Here is a 25,178-nt window from a genome sequence, read left to right on the forward strand (position 1 = left end):
ATTAGTTTAACTACTCAGCTGCATAGTAGCTAATTTCAAATGTTGTTGTACCTGTATAGTTTCCAGACTTTGCTGATGCTACATCTGTAGCAAGTACATTAATATTTCCTGATAATGTTGTAGATTCTGTTGCTACCTGTGTACCAAAATCGTTTGTAAAGGCGATTGTATTTTCTGAATTGCTATCTGAAACAAGACTTCCTTTTTCTGTTGCCTTAATCTCTACTGAATCTCCATCAAGGCTATCTGCAGTAACAGTAACATCATATGAAACCTTTGTATCTTCTTCCTTTGAGAGAGTACCTAGAGTTATTCCTGATGGAACTGTTACAGTGTATGTAGAAATATTTTTATCAACTGTACCAGTTACAGTAGCTGACTGCTCTGTTGTTTCTGTTGCATTTGAATCAGATGCTGATGAAGTCATTGTCATATCAGACAATCTTAAATAAAAATATTCCGTACTATTCATTACTGAATTTACATAGGCTTCTACTAAAATGCCATTTCCATCTGTTGTAGTTGCTTCGTCGATTGCAGCTGTTGGGAGATTAAATGTAATTACCTCCATTGGGTAGCTTTCACCGGTTGTTATTCCAAACAATGAAGATGTTTCATCGATTGCTCTTTCTGGAAGAGATGTTGTATCAATATCAGCTGTATATACGACATCATTATATGTAGCTTTTACATTTAATAGAGTTCCGTCTGTTCCTAGGTTAGGGTACGCTGGGATTGGGTAAGCCACATAAATTGTAATGATTGTGGCATCATCTGTTAATGTCACATCTGCATCATGGTCAAAGATTGGATCACACATACTTGTTGTAGTTGGATCTGTCTGCTTGTACATATGAACTGTTGCTTCATACGCGCCATTTGCATATGTGTCTGTTGCCGCAAATGCTGTAGCAGAAAAAGTTGTAAGTACAAGTGCCATTGATGTAAGTCCTGATACAATTTTGTTTCTAAGCTTCATAACATTCCTCTCTTTCTTTATTTATAATGATTATGTTTACTCTGCAAAATAGCTTATTGTAAATGTTGTTGTACCTGTGTAGTTACCACCCTTTACTGAAGCTACATCGCTTGCAGATACATTAATATTTCCTGTAAGAGTTGTTGACTCTGTTGCAGTCTGTGTACCAAAATCATTTGTGAAAGCAATTGTGTCATCGCCATCAGATGTAAGTTTTCCTTTTGATACCGCAGCTACATCAATTGATTCATTCTCAAAATTCTCTGCTTCTACAGTTACATTAAAAGCCACTGATGTATCTTCTGTCTTTGAAAGTGTTCCAAGTGCAACGCTAGCTGGAACTGTTACTGTGTAAGTAGAAGCATTCTTTTCAACATCAGCTGTTACTGTAGATGTCTGTGTATTAGATTCTGCTGGAGCTGTTCTAACTGATGAAAGAAGTACCCAGTAGCTCTGTGTAGCATAAGCTCCATTTGCATATCCAGCCATTGCAGGAATATAAGATGATACCAACAAACCGTCTGTAGTAATTGTTTCAATTGCTTCAGCTGGAAGTGTTAATGTCATTTTATTTGCAGCATGCATTTCACCATTAATTTCTTTTTGAACATCATTGTCAAAATCAATAGTCGCATCATATGCAGCCCCATCATATGTAACTGTAAAATTATCCACTGGATTCATGCCATAATCAGTTTTAGATTCCACATACCATGTAATAATTGTTGCCTCATCTGTTAATGTAATTTCTGCTTCCTTTGTAAAGAAAGTGTCACATGAACTTGTGGATGCTGTATTGATTGTTCCTGAAGAGTCTCTGTACATTGTAGATGTTGCAACATACTCTCCATTTGCATAATTTGTTGATGCAGCTAAAGCTGTTCCTGACATTGCAGGTACGAGAAGGGCTACCGCTGTTACCCCTGAGATGACTTTATCTCTTAATCTCATAAACATTTCTCCTTTTGTAAAAAATAAAACTAGTTACTCGACCACCAATTTGCAATTAACTTCTGCACCATTCATAGGTGTATAGTTTTCATCCATTGCATAGGTAGCATATTTTACTGTGAGATCATACTCTCCCTCATCTAATGCTTTATCCAACTCAATGTTATATAAACTCTGACCTGGTTCTATAAGCTTTGATGTGTAGATTGTTTCATCTGTCTCAGGCAGATAGAATGATATTTCAAAGTAAACATTGTTATCCTCTGGATTTGTTAGGTTTACTTCTGCCTCTGTTGAGCCAGCATCCAAATATATTGTGCTATACCCTGGAATTGCTATTCCTTCAGACGCCCCTGCTTCTGCAGTTTCCTTCTCCTGTCCCTCCTCAAATTCAAATTCTCTACTGGTAACCTCACCGGAGTAATTCAAGTGTCTGTACAACCCGTAAATTCCTCCAGCCACCACCAAAACTGTAGCAATAGAAATAATTGAATACTTTACCTTCTTTGTCATAGCATTTATCTCCTTCTAAACTATCTGGATATTTCTTAAGACGAATTAGTGAAGACTAACCATATGGCAAAAAAAATATCTCACGAGTGGAATACTACATTACAGCCAAGTACTGGTACAACCTGTAACTTGTTGCAGTAGCGCAACCATTCGTGAGAATTATTCTTAACAACTCCTATAGGTTAGGCTATTCTAACTGTTGCGAGTTTGCAACTAAAATCGCCTACTTAAAAAAATATCTCAATAATACCATCTCTTTCAACATCTCCCACGGCTTCTTCATACATAAATCTTATATTTACTGTTCCTACAAAGCCTAACTCACAATAATCATTCTTCCCCATCTGTGAAAACCCTAGGCACTCTATTGGTATAAAATACATATCCCCTAATTTCTCCGCCTGGATGAATTCACCATTATCAAAAAAACTTATGTCCTTAATTCTCTTGTTTTCTGGGAAAAATTGCAGTGCTCCTCCTTTAGCATCTACATTCAACTTTAGTCGATGAGGCTTTTCCTGGCTGACATATGTCATCAGCCCTGTATCTAACCTAAATAATAATGTGCAAGGTAAAGAATAGGAGCCCATATTTACCTTTTGCGCAAATTGGTTTCCAGAAAATCGCAATTTATCTGCCAGCAATTCCTTGCTCTTAGAGCGGCTTTCATACATTTCAATAGCTTGCATTATCTCATCGTTAGCATTCGCTGCTATGTGCAAAGCCAAATCTCTTGCATAAGCAGGATCAAGCTTAGCCCTCAGCAAAAATGATATTAGAGTTTCTACTCTGTGTTGATATTTCCCAATATATTCCTGGCCATACCTTGTAAGACTAGGAACTCCCTTTGAGTCTTTTTCAACTATGCCTTCTTCTTCAAGAGAAGAAATAATTCTACTTACCTGGTATTTCTCCACATTTAGTTTCTTGGAAATTCCGGTTACCGTATTTGTTCCGCCATCCTGACTGAAGCATAAAATTGTTCTATAGAACAACATATTTTTTATTACAATATGCTTGTTTTCCATATTGACACACCTCTTTTCTATATAAAAAAAGAGTATAGTAACCCTGCATAAGACGGACTTACGCATTGCTGCTACACTCTTGTGAGGTATGTTAGCATAGACTAACTCATTTAGTCAATTAATATTTTAGATTTTATCTTGTTTTCTAAGAATCATATAGGCCACTACACATATGATTAGCTGAATGACACCTCCAAGTGGTGCTGCAAGCCCCATTGGAAACAGAGTATCTGGATAATAGATTGATGCAAAATATGCTCCCGGCACTCTCATCAAAATGATGGATACCACGTTGTGGATAAATGAAATATATGAGTAATTGGATGCCACAAAAAATCCGCTAAAGCAGAAGTGGAATGAGGCAACAGTACAATCAAATACATATGATTTGATATAGGATACGCCAAGTGCAACTACCACCATATCATCAGTAAACATACCGATTACAGGACTTGCTATAAACTGGAATGCTATGGCAAAAACAAGACCAATTGATACCGCAATCGTCATGCCATAGAAGAGCGTTTTCCTTGCCAGAGGCTTGTCCCCTGCACCGATTGCCTGGGATGATATTGTTGAAATAGTTGATAGCATTGATGAAGGTACTAAGAATAGGAATGAAATAATCTTTTCTACAATACCTACTGCTGCAGATATTTCAACGCCTCGTGTATTTGCAATAATAGTGATAATTAAAAATGAAACCTGTATGAATCCATCCTGAAGACATACTGGAACGCCCACTCTTAGAATGCTTCCCAAAGTAGATTTATCAATTCGTAAATCTGTTTTAGAAATAGACACCAATTTCATTTTATAAATAGCGATAATGGAAATAAGGACGCTGAAAGCCTGAGCAATAATTGTAGCCCATGCTGCGCCCACGGCCTTCATTCCGAAACCACCAATAAAAAGATAGTCCAAAGCAATGTTGAAAACACAAGCAATTGCTATGAAAATCATTGGGCTTTTTGAATCCCCAAGACCTCTGAAAATCGCTGCAATTACATTATAGGCAACAATAAATGGAATACCTGCAAAACAAACAATAAGATATGCTGTAGTTTCATCAACAGCTTCCACTGGAGTACTCATAACAGAAACAATTGGATTCACTAAAGCCAACAAAAGTGCTGCTAATAATACAGCAACTATAGCAAATAAAACTATCGTATTTCCGATAGTCTTGGATATTTTAGCTCGGTCCTTAGCTCCTACATTTCTTGCAATCATAACAACAGAACCCATAGCAAGTCCTACAATCATGACAGTAATCATGTGCATTACCTGGGAACCGATTGATACACCTGATATAGATGCTGCTCCATTATACTGACCAACTATGAACAAATCTGCCATTCCATAGAGAGTCTGCAAAAAATAAGAGAGCAGAAAAGGCCCCGAGAAAATCATAATGTTTTTTAGTAAGCTTCCTTGTGTAAGATTCTTCTCCATTAGTTTATTCTCCTAACTAAATTTGGGCTCTATTCTACTCTAAATATCCTTTAAAATTCAACTATTTTATGATTCAACCAATATACCTGTGCGATATGCTTCAAGCAATTCTTCAAGCTCCATAATATTCTGCTTTAATGCTTGTCCATTGTCTGTGTCTGCCACAGTCTTTCGTCTGTCCACGTGTTGAACAAGCACTGTGTCAGAATGAATATCGCTTCCGGTTTCCACTGCTTTTTCTACAGATTCAAAAGGCTCATGTGCCGCAAGTAAGAAACCATATGAATTATATGTAAGTGTGTATCCCGCGATACCAGTCTTTGGTTGATAAGCTTTTGAAAATCCTCCGTCGATTACTATTAATCTTCCACCACACTTGATAGGGAGCTCGCCCTTTTTAGCCTCCACTGGAACATGCCCATTAATAATATGGCTCTCAGGTGAGTTAAGACCAAACTCATTGAGAATCATAGTTACAGTTTCGTCCTTGTCGTACCAAGTGTAATATGGATTCTTCTTCTCCACATGTGTCTCTTTGTCTGCTACAAAATAACGCTCGAATGTGGCCATTTTGTCTTTGCCGAATACAGGAGAATTTGCGTGGCACCATGTATACCAAAGCATGTCCATGCCCTTTTGTTTCTCCTCAGGGTCGATTGCATAGTATCCCTTTCTGAGAAGCTGTTCTAGGGCGTCATACAATGCTTTTCCTTTATAGTGTTTGCCACACAATTCCACATCCTTGAATTGGCCATTGTCATCAAGAGGAACACAGCCATGGAAAAGAAGATTGTTATTATAGGTCTTATATAATCCGCCTTTACGATATAAAAATCCCACATGCTCCTGGAGCTTCTCGCATTTCATGAAAGCTACGCGAAGCTTATCCATTACATCCTTTTCTTCTTTGGATAAAGCATAAGGGTCTTCTGGATTAACTGTTGGAAAATTGCAATCTAAAAGCTCATACTCTTTACCATCTATAAGGACAACTCCCCTTGTTAGATCCATCTTATCAAGAAGAAGTCGGTCATCCATATTAAATTCAGGATGTTCTTTTATGAGTTGCCCCTCAATTTTGAACTGAATGATTGCTATGGCCTTATGCATCTTCCTGTCAATTTCCGCATTTGCCAAATCATACTCGCCCTCACGATAGTGTAAAGCAAACTGGTCGCAAGGATCCTCCTTGTAGGTCTCCATAGCAAATTTGAACAGTGGAAGAAGATTTATGCCATAGCCATCTTCAAGAATATCAAGGTTTCCATATCTAGCAGAAAATCTGAGCACTGTGGCGATACAAGCAAGCTGTCCTGTTGCAGCTCCCATCCAAACTACATCATGATTTCCCCATTGAATGTCCACACTATGATACTTCATAAGAATATCCATGCAGATATGTGGACCTGGCCCTCTGTCGTAAATATCTCCTACAATATGAAGATGATCTACTACAAAACGGCTGATAGCATTCGATAGCGCCACAATAAGCTCTGGCGCTTTTCCAATACGAATTACCGTGTGGATAATTTCGTTAAAGTATGCTTCCTGGTCACTGTGGTCTCGTCTGCCAGTAATAAGCTCCTCAATAACGTATGCAAAATCCTTTGGCAAAGCCTTTCGCACCTTTGACCTGGTGTATTTGCTAGCAGCTGCCTTGCATACTTGAATCAGGCGGTTAATCATCACAACATACCAGTCGTCCATTGAATTACCCCAGCCTGATTCTTTAATCATTCTGATTCGCTCTTCCGGATAATAAATAAGGGTGGCTAAATCTCTCTTTTCTTTCTCCGAAAGCATGTTGCCAAACTCTTCATCGATTTTGCGCTTCACCGCTCCCGAGCCGTTTCTTAAAACATGAGCGAATTGCTCATATTCACCGTGAATATCCGAAAGAAAGTGTTCTGTGCCTTTTGGAAGGCTAAGAATCGACTGCAAGTTAATAATTTCTGTAGCAGTGGATGCTACATTAGGAAATTGCTTGGACAAAATCCTTAAATACTGCTTTTCCATTTCATTCTGTTGCATCTTCTCTCCTTTTGTATTCCCGTTTCCCTACATCTTTAATTAAACTTTACACTATCAAAGGAGCGAAAGAAACAATAATTTATTTCTACCAACGTTTCAAAGCAAAGATCTTCTCCGTAACTGGAAGTACAGTTTCAGGAGTGCCGCCCAAGAAGAATAGATATGGCAGTTCTGCAAGTGTATGATTTGCCATTTCCTTGTCATGAGAAATAATTATGCCATATGCCACTGGAAGCTTTTCTTTTAAAAGTTCCATTACCTCTGCGTCACCCTCAAGCTCAGCAAGTCTTGTCTGTGGGCTGTAGATGCTTCTGTAGTCCTGAGCTGGCATGTATGTTATTTCATAATGGCCAGCTCCTAAAGTGATACATCCTTCTTCTGAAATATCTGATGCTACACAACCCTTACAATTCAACTGTTCCTTTGAAAATCTTGGCAATGTAACTTTTGCCACTCCATTAAATGGAACTTCAACTTCAACTGTTAACATTCCATCTTCTACAATTTTCCAGTTAGAAACATATTTGCCTGCAACAGTTGTTATGGCCGAATTGAAATATCTAAATCTCATGGATGGCATTGGTGCAATATTTGCCACTTTAAATCCTGGCTCAGCTGGCTTAATTCCGCCAATATATTCATACATAAATTGGACAACAGTTCCATATGAATAATGGTTAAGGGAATTCATCCCCTCCTTTGAAATTGTTCCATCCTCAAAAACTGAATTCCATCTCTCCCAAATAGTTGTTGCACCCAAGTTTACGCAGTGTAACCAGCTTGGGAATCCCTCATTAAACAGGAAGTGATATGCCAAATCTGCCCTGCCACACTTAGCAAGTGTGGTACACAAAAGTGGCGCACCAACAAATCCACATTTTATTTGGAAACAGTCTCTGTTCAATCTATCCACAAACTGTTCAATTAGCTTTTCTCTATCAACATAGATATCAAACGCCAGAGCAACTATATAGGCTGCCTGTGTGTCACATGCAAGTCTTCCTGTAGGCGTGAAGAATTCATCTAAAATTGCTTTCTTAATTTTTTCAGCAAGCTTTGCATACTCTTTGGCATCCTCATTTTTTCCAAGTCGAATTGCCATCTCACAAGTGATTACAGTAGAACGATAGTAATAAACTGCGGCTAAATAATCATCGTTTGTTCCACCTTTAAAACTCTGTTCAGTAATTCCATCTAAACCGAGCCAATCTCCAAACTGGAAAGGAAGAACAAAGAAGCCTTTGTCTCCGTGTTCCACATCATTACGATGCATGTATTCCACCCAGTTTTTCATCATTTCGTAGTGTTCTTCTACATCTTCTACGGAGCCAAATGTGTTGAAAAGTACATTCGGTACAAAGGTTCCAACATCTCCCCAAATGCTACCTGTATTTGCCAGGTCTTCCCCTGCCGCAGATGGTATGTAGCTTGCCACTGCTCCCCCATGACGCTTTGCATCGTAGCCTAAGTCTCTCAAGAATTTTTTATAGAATGCTCTAGTGTCCATATTGTAGCTTGCTGTCTGCGAGAAAACTTGCGCATCGCCAGTCCATCCCAATCTCTCATCTCTTTGTGGACAGTCAGTTGGCATATCCAAAAAGTTAGACTTCTGTCCCCAGATACAGTTTTCGTAAAGACGATTGATTTTATCGTTGCTAGTGCTAATGTAACCCGTACGCTCCATATCTGAATAGATAACATTAGAGCGAACTTTATCCAAGGTAAGCTCTCCTACCCATCCTTGAATCCTCAAATATCTGTAACCAAAGAAAGTAAATCTAGGGTGAACAGTTTCTTTTCTTCCATCAGAGGTATATACAAATCTAGAACGAGCAGATCTATAATTTTCATTATAGAAATTGCCCTGCTGCAATATCTCGCCACAATCTACAGTTATTACAGTACCTGCTGGAAAATCTGCATCAAACTCCATAACACCTGCATGATTTTGGCCGAAATCAATAACTGTTTCACCTGCTGGTGTAGTGATAATCTCTTTAGGCTGTAGCACCTCTTTAACAACAACTGGAATACTATATCTGTCTAAAAGATTTCTTTCTGCCGGCACTTCCACTGCTTTTCCCTTTGGGACAATTCCTGCAGTCCTATCTAAGTCTTCGCCGTAATATATGCCAGATTCAATAACATCAGATGCACTCACATCCCAGCTAGAGTCTGTTCCGATAACTTCTGATGCGCCATCTTCATAGGTAACGTGTAGCTCAGCAATAGCTTCCATTCTGTCGCCATAGTTATAGCCACCTTCCAAACCAAAGTTTGACATGTACCAGCCCTTGGCTACCTGAATGCTTATTACGCTATCCTGCCTTAACTGCTCAGCCACATCAAAGGTAATTATCTGCATACCTGTCTCATAATCATTGATGTAAGGTGTGAGGATTTCATTTCCAACTTTTTTATCATCAATATAAGCTTCAAATACTCCTAGGCAGCTTACGTATAGTCTTGCGTCCTTTACATTTTTAGCAAGATCAAGCTTTTTAGAAAACAGTGGATGGAAGGATGAATCCTCTGCTGCAATCCATTTTCCGGTCCATGGCTCATCCATTTTTCCAGTTTCAAAATACTGAACATCAGAAGTTGCACTATCTCCATTATCTCCAGTGATAGTAACTCTCCAGAAATATCTAGTTCGAGGCGTTAGCTTAATATCAATTACTTCCCCGGTTTGATTGATTTCTGCTGACTCTTTTTTGTAAATAATATTCGTAAATGCGATATCCTCAGCCACCTCAAGTACGCCATTTTTTATAGTTTTAGCATCAGTATCTTCCACGTTCCATGATGCAATTATTTTCTTAAAATCAAATCCAATAGGATTAACTATTCCGTTTAATTTTGCCCTTGTAATTATCATTTAATACCGTCTCCTTTATTATTGATATAGGTCACTATAGCATTATTTATTAGTATAATCACGTAGGCAAATACGACATCTTTTCTGCTATATGCGACATATATTATAAGGACAGAATTCCATCTTTATTTTTTACTTTAAAAAACTGTGGTCGTTCCATATATTTGTCATTAGGTGAATGTAGGGTAAATAAAATATCTCCCTGTAAATCCTTGAAGAACATACCATGGCCTCCATTTTCTGGATATAATGGTTCATCCTGTAAAATCCATGGACCATTTATAGTTCCAGACTCTGATACTGCAACACCTACCGCATAACCGTTAATACTCCAGCTTGAGAAAATCATATAAAGATTTCCATCATCCAGCTTCATAAAAAAAGGTCCATCACTAAAGTAGCAGTCTCCATCCAAACCAAACTCTGCCTTTGCAAATGGAACTGGCTTTGCCCAGCTAGCTTCTTTAGGTGAGAATAGGAGCTTTGGTGTAGAAACCGCTTCCTTTAAATCACTTGATAATTCCACGACGCAAAAATCTCCATCAGTATTCCCTGTGCCGTCTAAAGCATCCTCAAAGGAATGGGAAAATACTAAGTATATTTTTTCGTTTTCAAAATGTAGGGTTCCATCTATACAAGTCCAATTATCCGGTGTAAGTCTTTTTGAATACAATGAAAATGGTCCTGTTGGCGAATCAGCCTCAAGGGCATAAATACCTTTTTTAATATCTTTTCCACCAAATGTAGTTACTAAATAATACTTATCCCCAATTCGGTAGCACTCTGGTGCCCAAAAGTTTTCCGTTGCAAAAAATCCATTAGGTCTTTTAAATATTTCTATTGGCCCATCGAAATTCTCTAAATCGCTGCTTACATAACAGTCAAAACCAAAGGCCTCTCCCCAACAAGTTTCGCTTCGTGTTCCATATAAATAATATTTTCCATCATCCACCAATACATATGGATCTCTGATATTTATGTCTTCTCTTTTCATGCTTACCCCTTTTGTTATTTAACAACCTTTATTTCACCAGGCACCTCTATTTCAAATACAGGCTCCCCATCAATTCTTTTTCCTGTCACCTTGATTGGTCCGTGTACAGAATTATAGATACATGTAAAATCATTTATAGATTCTGGCATCCATGGATTTATTTCCACCTTGGCAAAGCCCGGCTCCAATGGCTTAATTCCTGCAATCCCGTTGTAGTACCACTCAATAATGTGCCCCATCATATCATGACAATGGGAGCGAGGATTTGTCTCCCAGTATTCACCAAGTGTAGTTTCTCCATCCAATACAAAGGCATAGTAAGATGGATGTTCTTCCGACAAAATACACTGTGCAATCAAGTCATTCATTCCATACTTAGCAGCCGTCTGGATTACATATGGAAGTCCAACTTCACCTGCCACCAAAGCCTTGCGACTTTCAATATTTTCCTTTAAACAGCTGATTACATCTTCCATTGCATAATCTGGCACCATTCCCCAGTACAGAGGAAGAGCCTCTATAGTTTGAGTTGTGATAAAAGCTTCGTTCTTCTTTTCAAAACTGCAATAGCAGTATTTTCCATTGGAATTCTTAACTAACAATTTATTGTTATAGTTTGCTTTAACTTCCTCTGCAAATGCTTCTAATTCCTTCTTTTCACTATCTTGTCCTAATGTGTCTGCAAACCATGCAAGTGTAATTGCATCAGCATATAAAAATACTGTCTCCACATTCTCTCTTGCTAGCTCTCCGTCAGGATTGCCCCAATCACCAAGGCCATGATTTATAAATCCATCTGGGTTGATTTTTGTTTTTAAATGCTCAAGATATCTTAATCCAGCATCATAGTTTTCCTGAATTATGCTCTCATCTCCATAGAATATATAATGCCATCTTGCTCCCAAGATAAGTGAGCTGCCCCAAGGAATGATGTCGTAAAAGCTTCCCATTCCTGGAACCGGTAAAACATTTGGAATGTAGCAAGGCGCTTGAGATGGAACCAATCCATCCCCTGGATATATCTCATTTCCAGCAAAATCCTTGAAACTATCACTAGCAGTGTGCTGAGCATCACGCATATCATTTAAGAATTTTCGCCAAAGCTCACTTCCATCCTTCATATACATGATTGCAGCGCCCATCAAATGATTAGGCTCCTGCCATGGGAAGCGCTCAATTGTAGGACAATCTGTGTGGACGCTAAGCATATTTGCTTCAACAGTTTTCTCAATCATATCGTAAATACGATTGTATCTTTCATCGTCACAAGAAAAGCTACCATTGTTTTTCCATGCAGATGTTATGGCATCTCCATACAATTCAAGAACTTCAGCATCTCCCTCCACAGCAAAATAACGTCCTGAAAAATATGTAAAGGTCTGCTTTACTTCCTCTACACTGTCATCACTTGAGACTTCATAGGTAATAACATTATCTATAAGCATCCAATTTTTTGCCATTTGATCCGGCATTCCATTTTCATCCAATTTTTCTGCTGGTTTAAAGCTAATTTTCTGGCCTGCTTTCCCTTTAACCTTTGCCCTTAGCAAGCCGGAAATATTTTGCCCTAAGTCGTATATACGAATTCCATTCCTGGTATTAATCAACTTACCTTCATATGATTTGATAACCTTTATGGCTGGTTGGTTCTGTAGTTTTAATTTACCCCTAGGAATACTTTCCTCTCCTGCCAGCTCAGCCCATCTCCATTCATCATTATCCGGTCCGATATATTCCGAACCATAAACATTGGTATGCTTGATTTTATGGGACTTTACTTGCCAGCTTTCATCTGTAATAAGCTCCGCTACTTTTCCATCCATAAATTCCATAACAAGCTTCATATTGCAAACTAAATATTCACCAAAGGCCTTATAAGGATTTGGATTTGGTGGCATAAACTCTGGAAAATGAAAACTATATCCAAATTCCATATCCCAATTGAACCAGCCGTTTCCTACTTCTATCTCAAGAGCATGATTCCCCTCACAGACTAAATCTGTTACATCAAAATCAACATATTGAACTGTTTTTCTGTAATCTGTCCAACCAGGATCCAACACATGATCAGATACCTTCTTTCCATCTATATAGAAATTAAACTGGCCAAGGCCAGTCACAAATGCCTTAGCACTTTTAACTGGCCCCGATACAGCGATTTCTTTTTTTGCAATAAATGGTTTATCAGTTTTATTTGTTATCCATTTTCCTAATTCATTCATTTTATTCGTCAATCGCTTTCATACTTTCTTTCATTTTGTTAATCTCTGCTCTATGTGGCTCAACTGGATTGAATATCAAGCAAACAATCAGAATCACACAGGTAGCAGCTGGTAATGCAAATCTTAATGAATTGATAGCAATCATTGCTGATTCTGGTTCCTGTCCAATTGCATTTGCAATATATCCGCTAGCAGCAAGAACCGCTAATACACCTGAGCTTACAAGTGTAGATCCACACTTATATGAAAAGCCCTTAATAGCTGATACCATACCATTCATACTTACATTTTCTTTCAACTGAATATAGTCGATAGTGTCGTTTACAAAGAAGTTAATTAGTGCCTGTTCCATAGCTGAGAATGCTGTAGCAACACCTGATACTACAAATAAAACTGTCATATTTTTATTTCCAACAAAGAATAAAAGTACATAGCATACAAGTGTTACTGCCTGAGTAAATATAAATGCCTTTGTAGGTGTTTTGAAAACCTTTATGAAAAATGGCATCAATACCATCATGGAAATAAGTGCTCCAATAGAAAGGACGCCCATGTATACACCAATCAAATCTGGTCTCATAATGTAATACATCATGTAATAAACTGATGTAGAGAACATTGCACCATATCCTACTGAAGACATCATCCAAATGATTAACATAATAATCAGTTTCTTGTGTCTACCAAATACCTTCAAATCCTCCCATACTGAACGACCATCTGTAGAAATAATGTATCGTTCTCTAGTGTTTTTAAACAACATAAGATTTGCGAGAATAGCAAGTACACCGTAAATAATCATTAATGGTGCATAGCTTCCGAAAAATCCAACAAAGCTTGTTGTGAATGTTGATGCAATCGTAAATGCGATAGCAACAGAAATCATTCCTAGCGTTACAGCATGATTCCTTTCCTTATCATTCTTAGTAACAGCTGGCATAAGTGCCATCTGAGGCATTGTCAAAGCTGTCACTCCCATTCCATAAAGAATATAGAATACGCCAATGTAAAGTACCTTCTGTGTTGTAGTTAATCCTGATGGATTCAAAAACAAGAAAAATGAAACAACTGTAAGAACTATTGGAACCCATAATAAATATGGTCGATAAGAACCATGCTTTGTTTTGGTTCTATCACAAATTCCCCCCATAATAGGATCGTTTATGGCATCCCACAGTGTTGCAATAAACATAATGATTGAAGCTGCCGCCGCTGGAATCATAACTGTGTCTGTCATAAAGTTCGAAAAGTAACTAGCAACTGTTGCCTGAATAAGCATAAAGCCTCCACCTTGTGATAAGGCATATGCTATTGCAGTCTTTTTCGTGTAGCCTGAATGCTTTTGTTGATTTTCCATGATTACCCTCCTAAATACCTTCGTTCGCATTTCTTTCTTCAACGTAGGCTAAGAATAACATGATTGTTTTTAAATAACTTTTACCCTACAAGACAATTATTATTGGCAAAATCGGACATCTATTGTAATATCATTTTATTACCAATATATTGTATTTATGAGGCTTAGTCATGAAACCATTTTCAGAATTAGAAATAACACTTAGTGAAATATGCCATTCAAACCCTTTCATCCTCAAGAGAGATTATGTTACCAAGAATGAACTTGATAATATTTCAAAAATAACAGGGATTGATTTTAGAAACTCCCTTCAAATTCCTTTTGATGACGCTCTCGACGAAGATAGCTTTTTCAATCCTGGTGAGAATATAGGCATAGTTGAACACGCAAGGTATTTACCTCCATTGCTTCACTCTCATACTTTCTTTGAACTGGTTTACAACAGAGAAGGACATTGCGTTAATTACATAGACAACAAACCTCATACTCTTTCGCCTGGTGATATTTGTATCATCGCCCCTGGCCATGAACATGCCCTTGCTGCTTTTTCAGATGATTGCGATGTTATAAATCTTCAGATTAGAACCAGTACCTTCGAAAGCTCTTTTCTTGGACTGATGTCTGAAAAGGATGTTCTTTCAGATTTCTTTATGCACTGCCTTTACAACATCCAAGGTCAGAATTGCATAACATTTAGAACTGGTGAGGATCCGGTCCTAAGAGGAACATCCGAAAATCTTGCAAAAGAGTTTTTGGGAAATACAAAATACAAAGGTCACATGATGGATACCATGATTTCCTATTTCTTCATTCATCTTCTTCGCTATCACGAAAAAGATGTTCTTCTGGTGCCTGACGGAAATACTCCCAAGGATGAAAACCTAGTTTTAATGCTTCAATACATACAAAACAATTATGCGAATCTATCTCTCGCTGAGCTAGCAAGATTTTTCGGATATAGTGAGCGACATGTAGCAAGAATCATAAAAAATAGTACCGGTAAAAACTTCTCAGAAATAACAAAAGAGCTCCGCATGAAACAATCAGCAGAGCTCCTTAATAACAAAGATATTCCTATTCCATCTGTAATGGAAATGGTTGGATATAATGATTTGAGTACATTTTATAAAGCATTTAAAAGCTTTTACGGCATGACTCCTGCTAAATATCGAGAGTCAGTAAATCCTTAAAGCTTCCCAATTTGTATGTCACACTTGGATGCTCCGTGGCTTCTCCTATGCCTGCGCTTTTAAAGCCGCCTTCAGTGGCAGCTTCAATTCCAGCTTTGGCATCCTCCACCACTAGACAATCCATTGGAGATTCTCCAAGAAATTCTGCTGCCTTCAGGAACACCTCAGGGTCTGGTTTTGATTTTGTGATATTGGTTCCATCTGAAATGGCATCGAAAAATTCACCAAGTCCTATCTGCTTTAAAATCATTTTTGTGTTCTTGCTTGATGAACCAATAGCTAACTTATATCCTCTATTTCTGAGTTCATCTAATGTATTTTTTACTTCATCAGATAAATCTGCTGGACTCATTTCTTTTAAAAGCTCAACATAACTAGCATTCTTCTCAGCAGCCATTGCCTCTTTTTCTTCAGCAGTATATGTTCTATCGGCTCGCTCTAAAATAATGTCTAGACTATCCATTCTTGATACACCACGTAGCCTATTATTTATTTCTTCATCAAAATATATTCCATTTTTATCAGCAAGCTTTTTCCATGCTATATAGTGATATTTATCTGTAAAGCAGATTACTCCATCTAAATCAAAAATTAACGCCTTCAACATCACACCTACTTTCCATACACTGTCATTAATAAATCTTTCTTAATAAAAATACTGCACTTCCCAAATCGAACTCGACATAAAGTAGGTGCCTTAGGATCCATCTCAATATACTTGTGATTTAACTTATCTTCAATTTTTGCCGTTCCTGCAAATACACTATCTACCAATCCAATAAAATCATCCAAATAGCTTGAAGCAATTGGTGTTCCATTATGGTTAGGGAAGATGTATCTTGGTTTGAGAGCCTTTATTCTTTCACAGTTTTCCCGCATGCAATTAAGTCTGTCTCTAACATCATATGGAGCTTCAGGATTACATGAATTATCAAACATATTTACCTGTGCAGCCTCCACTTCATCACCAACAAATATCATCCCCTGCTCTACATCATAAAAAAACAAACTAGAATTGCAGTGTGCTGGCTTTACCTCCATAACTTTAATTTTTCGATTGCCTAAATCAATTACATCACCTTCTCCAATAATCACCTTTTTATAATTTGGATAAGGCAACTTTGAAATATCAAAGGGAATCTGTCCCGGCATATTTACAGAAGGTGCATCAATTTCCCATCCTGCTGCAACCATTACTTCTTCAAACTCACCATTTCCTGCAGAGTGATCTGGATGAAAGTGTGTGTTTACAACTAATACTGGCTTGTCTGTTAATGACTCCACAAACGCTTTTAGATTTCCTACTCCATATCCTGTATCAATTAAAAGTGCTTTCTCGCTTCCCTCAAGAAGATACATGTACTCCGTTCCATTCATAAAACTAATAACCCATGTATCATCCGTAACTTTGTATGGCATATAACTACCAAAAATTTCTTCTAATGATGGTTCCATTCCCATATTTTCTTTCTCTCCTCACAATTAAAATGGCATATCCGCAAATGGATTTTCCTCTTTCTTAAGAGTGCTTTCATCAATCATATGCTGCAAAAATGTCTTTGCCATTGGAAGCCAGGCTGCTGCATCATGAGTAAGGCTATCTTTGAATGGCTCAAATACATTTCTTCCTAGCGCAAAGCCATGGTCTCCATACTGGAATAAATGACATTCGTATGGCACTCCAATAGACTGAAGCTTTTCTGCCATTCTAATTGTATGCATTGCTGGAACCAGCCCATCATTTGTTGCATGCGCCAAAAACATTGGTGGCATATTTGTTGTGGCGTTTTCAACTGGACTATATTTCTTTAGTGTTTCCTCATCTGGATGCGCACTTCCAAAAATTGGAACATTACCTGAACCGTCAGACATAAAATTCGGATGCTTTGCATTGAAATCTTCCTGAAGAACGTAATCATGCAAACCATAAATGCAAAGGGCTGCCATGATGTCTAAATCTTCTACCTTGCACCCAAACTTCTCTGTTAGAAGCTCTTTATTGACTGTGTTATAAGTTGTTGCATACATTGCTGTTACATGGCTTCCTGCCGAAAAACCTACAACAGAAATCTGATTAGCGTCGATATCCCACTCATCAGCATGTTCTTTGATTGTTAAAATAGCCTTTGCCATATCGATGGTTTGTGCAGGAAAAAGTGCCTTCCCCTCAGGCGCTTTTGTAGCGTTAGAATATTCCAAAACAAAACCCTGGTAACCATCAATTGCAAATGCCATAGCAATAGGATCCCCCTCATTACCATGTCTTGGGCATGTCTGATACGCCCCACCTGGTACTGAAATAATTGCAGGTCTTTTTCTTTTTATCTTTAAAAATGGATCATCCAAGTTTAAAAACATGGTTAATTCAACATCATCTCTGTCTTCCCATAATTTGATTGTTTCAATACGCATAATACTTCTCCTCATACACTTTTTAGTCCGATTCCGAACAATTAATGGTTATATTATAAATACATGCCTTAAAAATGTATCCGACATATTTTAAGGTGAATCCATTATAATTTCATTTATACTTCCGATAATTTCACATTGTGGTATATAATGAATCTACAAATTTTATCAACATCACTACATATTTTTTTAACTGTACACACATGAGGATTTAGTATGAACTTATATACAACTTATGGAAAATTTCAAAATGAAATGAACGCTTATTACAAACGTACGGGACTTAAGCTCCAGTTTACAGAAATGATGAAGCGAATGTATGAAAAAGGTTTATTGGATAGTACCCCCACAAGAATGACTCTTTCGGAAGATTCATTATATGTGGACGATTATGAATTTGATAAGCTGGTTGATAACACTCCGATTTATTTTTCAGCTCAAAGTGGATTGGATAAGGAAGTACGTGAAGAACGAATGATTCCAAAGTTTCAGGATGTTTTTACGATTCGCCATCCAAGATTTACCCGCAGATATTCCCACACTCACAACTATTTTGAGTTAAACTTTGTGGTTAAGGGTAGCGCAATATTTTATTTTGAGGAAGAACCACATGTTATGAATGAAGGAGAGCTTTGTATCATAGCACCAGGGTCAAATCATGATTTTCTGATAGATGATGAAACATCTATCGTATATACGATATGTATCAGAAGAAGTACCTTCGATAGCACATTCTCATCAATCATGAGCCACCAGGACTTACTATCAGGTTTCTTCCGCCAAATCCTAAAAGATGATGGCAAGGCAAACTACCTGATGCTATTTACCGGTAACAATATGGAATGCCGCGTATTACTTAGAAAGCTTTTGATTGAGTCTGCCAAAAAAGATGAATATAGCAATGGATGTTGTGTAAGCATTATCAATTTGCTTTTCTGCAACATGCTAAGAAACTACAGCAAGACAATTGCATTTTATAACTATGAAATTGGCTCTGATTTCTCTTTGGTTTTACAGTATATTCAGCACAACTATCAGAATATTACGCTCTCATCTTTAGCGGAATTTTTCCACTACAGTGAGCCACACTTATGCACTCTTATAAAGCAAAATACCGGCGAAAACTTTACTGAATTGATAAAGAAGTTGCGTATGAAGGACGCAGTGAGCTACCTGCTGAACACAGATTTAAAAATAAATGAAATTGCAGAGCAGGTAGGATATAATTCGGCGGATCATTTTTCAAGAGTGTTCCGTCAAACTTACAAATGCTCTCCTGCAGAATATAGAAAGCAGAACAAAAAAGAAAGCCCATTCATTCCATTCTCTACCGAATAGAATTAATGAGCTTATCTTTATTAAAATCTGCTTCCCCAGATATTACAGAATGGGTCGATTGGGCTTTTACCTTTAAAGCTTGAACGGCCCATTATTTTTTCTACTACTTGCTGGCATACCTCTTTTGTAGGTGTGTAAGCATTGATAAATGTCTTTACCATTGGGACATCCACAAGATGATATGGATTTGCTACAGATATAAACATTGTAGGTATTTCATCAACAAACCATGGAGCATCTGCCGCCATCAAATGTACCCAGTCAATTCTACGGACTGATTGATTACTTGCGGTATCAATGCAAGCTACATAAATTGCTAAATCAAATTTATCCTTAGCATATGAAACTCCCGCTTCAAACATCTCATAGAAATCTGGCTTGCCATAGTCATAAACACTAACCTCAAATCCTTCTTTCTCTAATAAATCCTTGAATGCAGCGATTTGGCTATCACCGTCTTTGAAGCCGCCTCCCACTCTATCTTCGATGTAATACAATCTAATCTTCTTATACTTTTCAGCAGAGATAGGCAGAAGATTTTGTGTGTCCTTTACAAGGGTGACTGCTTCGTCGGCACACTTAACAGTCCACTCTTTATGCTCATTGCAGCCCACGTCTGAAAGAGCTGATATCTCTGGCACCAGTGTACCTTCTGCTTTCTTTTCTGGAAGCTTCATTGCGGCCTTCATTGCAAGTATTCTGAGAACAGCTTCATCCAAACGTTCTCTAGTTAATCGTCCATCCTTTAATGCATCTCTAATAAATTGATAGTCTTCTCTTATATCTTTGTTAAAAAGAATCATATCGCATCCGGCCATGATACAAGCTGGTAAAGCCTCGCTTCGAGCCATTGATGCAGTAAATCCTACCATCGGTGTCGCGTCGGTAACTATTACTCCATTGAATCCAAGCTTATCGCGTAGTAAGCCTTGCAATAATTCCTTGGAAAGAGTGGCTGGTAGAATATCCTCATCCTTTAATTCTGGATTGAAATACTTGCTGTATGCAGGCTGTAAAATATGTCCAACCATGATTGAAAGGATTCCAAAATCTACTACTTCCTTCCAAATCTTGCCATATGAATCATCATATTCCTCAACAGACAAGCTATTTACAGATGCTACCAAATGCTGATCTCTGAAATCTACTCCATCACCTGGGAAATGCTTTGCAGCTGCTGCAACGTCATTTTCATCTAGTCCCTTCAACTGCTGTTTTACATTTTCTATTACCGTATTTACGTTATCTCCATAGGTACGTACATTCATGATTGGATTCATGAAATTTTTATCCAAATCACAAATTGGAGCAAAGGACCAGTTACAGCCTACAGCTCTTGCTTCCTTGCCAGAAATATATCCTAATCGATATGCGTTTTCTTTATTGGCTGTTGCTGCCACTCCCATAGGTCGTGAAAAATAAGTGCCATCACTGGCAATTCCCACACCACCTGATTCAAGGTTTGCAGCCAAAAGCATTGGAATATCTGAATTGTCCTGAAATGCTCTATGGCAATTTTGAATAGTCTCTGCAGGCATTGGTCTATACAATACTCCGCCTGGATGAAACTCATCAATAAATCCTTTTATTTTTTCTGGCTCTACCTCGCCGTTTATTGGACAGAAGATTTGACCAATCTTCTGCTCCTCTGTCATATTTTCTATTGTCTCTTTAACCCAATTTACCTGGGCATCGCCCAGGCAAAAAGGTGTTTCCTTTAATATTTCAAAGTTCAACATTTATGTAAATCCCCATTAATCCTCGTGCATTTTAGCTTTCATTTCTTCGATATCTTTCTTGTATTTGTTAATTGGTCCAAATACAACACAAAGAATAACGATGATTCCTGTTACAGATGGTGCACCAAACTTAATAAAGTTAAGAGCAAACATAGCTGATTCTGGCTGCTGTCCAATTGCACCTGCAACATATCCAGAGATAGCAAGGATTGCTAGAATACCAGAAGATGTTACTGTGTTACCACACTTCTGTGCAAAGCCCTTGATTGCTGAAACAAGTCCGTTTGCTGTCTTGCCTTCCTTGTACATAACAAAGTCGATTGTATCGTTAACAAGAATGTTTACTAAAGCGTTTTGCATTGCACTTGTTACTGATGATACAAATGTAAGAACGCAAAGTAATGTAAAGCTTGATTTTCCAAAGAAGAACAAGATTACATAAAGAACGATAGATGTAATCTGTGATACGCAAAGAGCTCTCTGTCCTGTCTTGAAAACCTTAAGGAATATTGGCATTGCAACAACCATAGATACAAGTGCACCAATTGAAATAATACCCATATAGATTCCAATAAGATCTGGTCTTTCATAGTAATACATCATGTAGTAAACAGAAGATGAGAACATAAGACCATAGCCCATTGAAGCACCAACCCAAGCAATGATGTTTGGATATACTTCCTTGTGACGAAGAACCATTCCAAGTCCCTTAAGAGGATTCTTTTCAGGCTCTGTTAAGTATCTTTCCTGTCCCTTTGATACCTTGAATAATCCCCAGAATGAAACAAATGAAAGTGCTCCGCAGATAAGCATGTAAGGAACATATCCATTTGAAAATCCATGATTTGCAAAGAATGCTGTAATATTTGTTGTAAATGTATTACCGATTGTAAACGCTGCAGCTGTGCAACCAGCACCCATTGTAATAATAATGTTTCGTTCCTGATCTTTCTTTACTGCTGCAGGAAGAATTGCCATTTGTGGCATTGTGTACATTGTTACTGTCATTCCATAACCAATGTACATTACTAAAATATAGGCTGCTTTTGCTGTTGTGCTAGCAAATCCCCAATCAACCCATACCATTGTTCCAAAAAATGTTAATAAGATTGGAGCGAAAATAAAGTATGGTCGATAACGTCCCCATTTTGAATGAGTATTATCCGCAATAACACCCATCATTGGATCATTAATAGCATCCCAAAGAGTTGCTATAAACATGATAAGTGAACATGTTGCTGCAGGTATCTGAAGTGTATCTGTCATATAAACTGAAAGATAACTTGCAAGTACTGCTGCAATTGTCATTGCACTACCACTTACTGAGGTTGCATGAAACCATTTAAAGGCTGTGCTAACTTCAGAGTTGGCTTTTTTTGTAGTTGCTTTTTTTACCCCGCTGTTTGCCTGGAAGCCTTCAAAAACATCTCCGGCTTGCCTTGCTGCTGAATTATTATCCATTTTTCTTCTCCTTTACCGTAAATGGTTTTCTTGATGGGAAAATAATACAAGAATAATCCAGTGGCCTCCATGTAATAAATTTTATGAAAACCGACGTTTTTTAATTTCTAGATTGTAATCTCTGTTCCACATCCATTGTCTGAAGATATTTTTACAACAGTTTTTCCGCTGCCTTTTCTGACTACGATTAAGGCGCGTCCATTCCATGTTTGAGTTGTATTTCCCAAATAAGAATCCTGTGCTTTAGGGTCGCCTGAGCCTATACCAAGCAGCTGTCCATCACCCTCAAGCTCTGCTGTAAGCTTGTATTCTTTGGCTGTATTAACCTGATCTCCATCGGCTCCGATTGCAACATTTATATATACAAGTTCTGATTCAACTGGCAGATTTGTATCAAAGGATGCATGTAATTTTTCGTTTTCTACTGTTTTTAAAACATACTCTCCTAACACCTGATTTTCCTTGTAAGATACTGCCTTAAGTGTTCCCTTAGCATACTTAGTCTCAAAAATCACTCTGCAATTATCTGACTCACTTACAGCCTTTTTACCAAGAGATTCATCGTTTAAGAATAATTCCACTTCATCTCCGTTAGCATATACTTCTACAACAACCGGTTTATTTTCATATCCATCGTATGTCCAGCTAGAAATCGCATCACTCATTACCCATGGAGTCTTGATTAAGTTTTCTCCGTAATGAGCTGGATTTTGCACGGCAATATATGGCGCTTTTCTAAGACCAAACACAATCTCACGATAGTAAGACAAAGGTCTTCTAAATCCAGTGATATCAATATCCCCTGTGTATGCAAGCTTTGCTGGGAAGTGGGCTCCAAATCCGCCTTCTCCCCACTTATATGCAGGAATACCTACTCCAGCTTCTCCCAAATAATCCCAGCCTGTCCAAGTGAAATCACCGATAACCTGTGGATACTTGTTTACTTCTCTCCAGTTCACAGCAATCTCTGGTGGATAAGTTTCTGAACCTACCATAATTCTGTTTGGCTCTTCCTTTGCATCAAGCGCATATCTGGCAGTCATGTAGTTGTAACCTGCAATATCTGTTGCCACACAAGCCTTTTTCAAAACCCTTGTAATTTCTGGATGAACCACAATTCTATCCATGTATTTATCCATGATTGTCATGAAGTCATTTACATTGACAGAATCATCCTGATCTTTTACCTCTCCTGCCACATCTGCAGTGATTTTGCCTACAGCATCGCCTGCTGCGAACACGCCATTAATAGATGCAAGTGTATATCTAGTGCCATCTAATTCATGACATAAATCGCTGATTTCTGCAGCTAATCTACTTCCCTCATTTGTACCTATTTCTGGTATTTCATTTCCAATTGAATACAGGACTACAGATGGATGATTGAAGTCTTTTTCTACCATGGCTTCTACATCCTTCTTCCACCAATCTGTGAAAAACAAATTGTAGTCGTAGTCAGACTTCGCCCTTGTCCACATATCGAAGGTTTCATCCATCACATATACACCAAGCTCATCACATGCTCTTAAAAGTGCAGGTGATGCAGGATGATGAGACATTCTTATAGCGTTAAAGCCTGATTCTTTTAAAATCTTTACTCGTCTATATTCAGATTCATAATAAGTTTTTGCGCCTAGTACGCCGTTGTCATGATGAATGCAGGCCCCACGAAGTTTTACTTCTTTTCCATTTACTCCCAGTCCATGAGCTGCATCCAGTGAAAGCTTTCTAATTCCAAATGTAGCAACATCTTCATCTACAGTCTCACCCTTTTCCTCCAATGAAACCCTAACCGTATATAAAGTAGGGGTATCTTCTGACCATAGTTTTGGATTATTAATATTTAGACGTGAGCAAAAGGTCTTTTCCTCATTTCCACGTACATAAACTACGCCCGTATCTTGATTTACCAGGCTATCATTCTCGTCGTAAACCTCTAATAAAAAGCTAAGCTCTTTGCCTGAAAAATCCTTGTTAACAATTTTTGTTTCAACCTTAATAGTTGCAAACTCATCATCACAATCTTCTGTGATTACTTTAGGACCTTCCTGGCTGATATATGTTGCACCTGAAGTGAGCATATAAACGTCTCTATAAATTCCACTTCCTGAGTACCATCTACTATTTGCCATAGCACCATTTCTTACTTGGACTCGGATTTCATTTTCTCCTTCCTCCTTTAACAAGTGAGAAATAGGTACGTAAAACTGTGAATATCCATATGGACGATTTGCAGCAAGCTGACCATTTACATATACAAATGTATTCATGTAAACCCCGTCAAATCTAAGCATGATGTTTCTTTGCTTATCACCAGGCTTTGATTCGTACATCTTCACATATGTATATGAACCGCCATCATAGAATCCAGTATTGCTTCCGTTTAATGAGCCTTCATGGGCATCATTTTCAAGCATGGCATCATGAGGCAGCTGTATTTTTTTTGCACACTCCGGTATATCCCAAACTAATGCAAACGCATCCTTACTATTCCAAAATAACCAATTGTCATTCCATAGTTTTTTATCCATAAATACCTCCAAATCAAAACTTCAAAAGATACTGATATTATCAAGAAAAAATTTTTCTTATTCAATAAAATAAGTCGCCATATTTTAGGGCAAATACGA

At 37.9% G+C, this 25,178-nt stretch carries 18 protein-coding genes; 2 read left to right on the forward strand and 16 right to left on the reverse strand.

The window, feature by feature from the left end; translation table 11 throughout:
* Window positions 1-10: 10 nt before the first annotated feature.
* The 10 genes from E7274_RS11865 to E7274_RS11910 form a co-directional block, all read right to left on the reverse strand.
* Window positions 11-979 (reverse strand): hypothetical protein, encoded by a 969-nt coding sequence (locus E7274_RS11865; protein ID WP_304176172.1) that lies wholly within the window; start codon window positions 977-979, stop codon window positions 11-13.
* Window positions 980-1,015: 36 nt separating this feature from the next.
* Entirely contained in the window at window positions 1,016-1,930 is a 915-nt protein-coding gene (locus tag E7274_RS11870) for a hypothetical protein (RefSeq protein ID WP_304176174.1), read from the reverse strand.
* A gap of 33 nt (window positions 1,931-1,963) precedes the next feature.
* Window positions 1,964-2,443 (reverse strand): hypothetical protein, encoded by a 480-nt coding sequence (locus E7274_RS11875; RefSeq protein WP_304176176.1) that lies wholly within the window; start codon window positions 2,441-2,443, stop codon window positions 1,964-1,966.
* Window positions 2,444-2,670: 227 nt separating this feature from the next.
* A complete protein-coding gene (locus E7274_RS11880; RefSeq protein ID WP_304176177.1) occupies window positions 2,671-3,471 on the reverse strand; it encodes a hypothetical protein in 801 nt (266 codons plus the stop codon).
* 126 nt (window positions 3,472-3,597) lie between these two features.
* Entirely contained in the window at window positions 3,598-4,926 is a 1,329-nt protein-coding gene (locus E7274_RS11885) for an MATE family efflux transporter (RefSeq protein ID WP_304176179.1), read from the reverse strand.
* 66 nt (window positions 4,927-4,992) lie between these two features.
* Window positions 4,993-6,957, reverse strand: a complete 1,965-nt coding sequence (locus E7274_RS11890) for a fructose-1,6-bisphosphatase (RefSeq protein ID WP_304176181.1) — start codon at window positions 6,955-6,957, stop codon at window positions 4,993-4,995.
* A gap of 85 nt (window positions 6,958-7,042) precedes the next feature.
* Window positions 7,043-9,835: an alpha-L-rhamnosidase gene (locus E7274_RS11895; protein WP_304176183.1), complete on the reverse strand. Its 2,793-nt coding sequence runs from the start codon at window positions 9,833-9,835 to the stop codon at window positions 7,043-7,045.
* 103 nt (window positions 9,836-9,938) lie between these two features.
* Entirely contained in the window at window positions 9,939-10,829 is an 891-nt protein-coding gene (locus E7274_RS11900) for a glycoside hydrolase family 43 protein (protein ID WP_304176185.1), read from the reverse strand.
* A 14-nt stretch (window positions 10,830-10,843) separates the two neighbouring features.
* Window positions 10,844-13,051: a family 78 glycoside hydrolase catalytic domain gene (locus tag E7274_RS11905; RefSeq protein ID WP_304176187.1), complete on the reverse strand. Its 2,208-nt coding sequence runs from the start codon at window positions 13,049-13,051 to the stop codon at window positions 10,844-10,846.
* A gap of 1 nt (window position 13,052) precedes the next feature.
* Window positions 13,053-14,408, reverse strand: coding sequence for an MFS transporter (locus tag E7274_RS11910; RefSeq protein WP_304176188.1), 1,356 nt, complete (start codon window positions 14,406-14,408; stop codon window positions 13,053-13,055).
* Window positions 14,409-14,578: 170 nt separating this feature from the next.
* Between E7274_RS11910 and E7274_RS11915 the strand changes: the two genes are divergently transcribed.
* A complete protein-coding gene (locus tag E7274_RS11915; protein ID WP_304176190.1) occupies window positions 14,579-15,598 on the forward strand; it encodes an AraC family transcriptional regulator in 1,020 nt (339 codons plus the stop codon).
* On the opposite strand, the gene pgmB is transcribed toward E7274_RS11915, so the two are convergent.
* The 3 genes from pgmB to E7274_RS11930 are packed head-to-tail and all read right to left on the reverse strand — an operon-like array spanning window position 15,570 to window position 18,010.
* Complete coding sequence (gene pgmB, locus E7274_RS11920; RefSeq protein WP_304176192.1) at window positions 15,570-16,205, reverse strand: beta-phosphoglucomutase; 636 nt, start codon at window positions 16,203-16,205, stop codon at window positions 15,570-15,572. The genes E7274_RS11915 and pgmB overlap by 29 nt on opposite strands.
* Before the next feature lie 5 nt (window positions 16,206-16,210).
* Window positions 16,211-17,059, reverse strand: coding sequence for an MBL fold metallo-hydrolase (locus E7274_RS11925; protein ID WP_304176194.1), 849 nt, complete (start codon window positions 17,057-17,059; stop codon window positions 16,211-16,213).
* Window positions 17,060-17,080: 21 nt separating this feature from the next.
* On the reverse strand, window positions 17,081-18,010 hold the full coding sequence (locus tag E7274_RS11930; RefSeq protein ID WP_304176196.1) for an alpha/beta hydrolase: 930 nt from the start codon (window positions 18,008-18,010) through the stop codon (window positions 17,081-17,083).
* Between the two features lie 216 nt (window positions 18,011-18,226).
* On the opposite strand from E7274_RS11930, the gene E7274_RS11935 reads away from it, so the two are divergent.
* A complete protein-coding gene (locus E7274_RS11935) occupies window positions 18,227-19,348 on the forward strand; it encodes an AraC family transcriptional regulator (RefSeq protein WP_304176198.1) in 1,122 nt (373 codons plus the stop codon).
* A 20-nt stretch (window positions 19,349-19,368) separates the two neighbouring features.
* Here E7274_RS11935 and E7274_RS11940 read toward each other — a convergent pair whose 3' ends face one another.
* From E7274_RS11940 to E7274_RS11950, 3 genes are all read right to left on the reverse strand, one after another.
* Window positions 19,369-21,087, reverse strand: coding sequence for a glycoside hydrolase family 3 protein (locus tag E7274_RS11940; RefSeq protein WP_304176200.1), 1,719 nt, complete (start codon window positions 21,085-21,087; stop codon window positions 19,369-19,371).
* A 15-nt stretch (window positions 21,088-21,102) separates the two neighbouring features.
* Window positions 21,103-22,548, reverse strand: a complete 1,446-nt coding sequence (locus E7274_RS11945) for an MFS transporter (RefSeq protein ID WP_304176203.1) — start codon at window positions 22,546-22,548, stop codon at window positions 21,103-21,105.
* 107 nt (window positions 22,549-22,655) lie between these two features.
* Window positions 22,656-25,079 (reverse strand): glycoside hydrolase family 2 TIM barrel-domain containing protein, encoded by a 2,424-nt coding sequence (locus E7274_RS11950; RefSeq protein ID WP_304176204.1) that lies wholly within the window; start codon window positions 25,077-25,079, stop codon window positions 22,656-22,658.
* Between the last annotated feature and the right edge of the window lie 99 nt (window positions 25,080-25,178).

Source organism: Pseudobutyrivibrio ruminis (assembly GCF_015057245.1).
Lineage (GTDB): Bacteria > Bacillota > Clostridia > Lachnospirales > Lachnospiraceae > Pseudobutyrivibrio > Pseudobutyrivibrio ruminis_E.

Bases quoted from the DNA above. Each gene is read 5' to 3' on its own strand.
- E7274_RS11895 (WP_304176183.1), bottom strand. From the start codon at position 9,835: ATGATAATTACAAGGGCAAAATTAAACGGAATAGTTAATCCTATTGGA.
- E7274_RS11865 (WP_304176172.1), bottom strand. From the start codon at position 979: ATGAAGCTTAGAAACAAAATTGTATCAGGACTTACATCAATGGCACTT.
- E7274_RS11940 (WP_304176200.1), bottom strand. From the start codon at position 21,087: ATGTTGAACTTTGAAATATTAAAGGAAACACCTTTTTGCCTGGGCGAT.
- E7274_RS11900 (WP_304176185.1), bottom strand. From the start codon at position 10,829: ATGAAAAGAGAAGACATAAATATCAGAGATCCATATGTATTGGTGGAT.
- pgmB (WP_304176192.1), bottom strand. From the start codon at position 16,205: ATGTTGAAGGCGTTAATTTTTGATTTAGATGGAGTAATCTGCTTTACA.
- E7274_RS11875 (WP_304176176.1), bottom strand. From the start codon at position 2,443: ATGACAAAGAAGGTAAAGTATTCAATTATTTCTATTGCTACAGTTTTG.
- E7274_RS11950 (WP_304176204.1), bottom strand. From the start codon at position 25,079: ATGGATAAAAAACTATGGAATGACAATTGGTTATTTTGGAATAGTAAG.
- E7274_RS11925 (WP_304176194.1), bottom strand. From the start codon at position 17,059: ATGGGAATGGAACCATCATTAGAAGAAATTTTTGGTAGTTATATGCCA.
- E7274_RS11910 (WP_304176188.1), bottom strand. From the start codon at position 14,408: ATGGAAAATCAACAAAAGCATTCAGGCTACACGAAAAAGACTGCAATA.
- E7274_RS11935 (WP_304176198.1), top strand. From the start codon at position 18,227: ATGAACTTATATACAACTTATGGAAAATTTCAAAATGAAATGAACGCT.
- E7274_RS11870 (WP_304176174.1), bottom strand. From the start codon at position 1,930: ATGAGATTAAGAGATAAAGTCATCTCAGGGGTAACAGCGGTAGCCCTT.
- E7274_RS11880 (WP_304176177.1), bottom strand. From the start codon at position 3,471: ATGGAAAACAAGCATATTGTAATAAAAAATATGTTGTTCTATAGAACA.
- E7274_RS11890 (WP_304176181.1), bottom strand. From the start codon at position 6,957: ATGCAACAGAATGAAATGGAAAAGCAGTATTTAAGGATTTTGTCCAAG.
- E7274_RS11905 (WP_304176187.1), bottom strand. From the start codon at position 13,051: ATGAATGAATTAGGAAAATGGATAACAAATAAAACTGATAAACCATTT.
- E7274_RS11915 (WP_304176190.1), top strand. From the start codon at position 14,579: ATGAAACCATTTTCAGAATTAGAAATAACACTTAGTGAAATATGCCAT.
- E7274_RS11945 (WP_304176203.1), bottom strand. From the start codon at position 22,548: ATGGATAATAATTCAGCAGCAAGGCAAGCCGGAGATGTTTTTGAAGGC.
- E7274_RS11885 (WP_304176179.1), bottom strand. From the start codon at position 4,926: ATGGAGAAGAATCTTACACAAGGAAGCTTACTAAAAAACATTATGATT.
- E7274_RS11930 (WP_304176196.1), bottom strand. From the start codon at position 18,010: ATGCGTATTGAAACAATCAAATTATGGGAAGACAGAGATGATGTTGAA.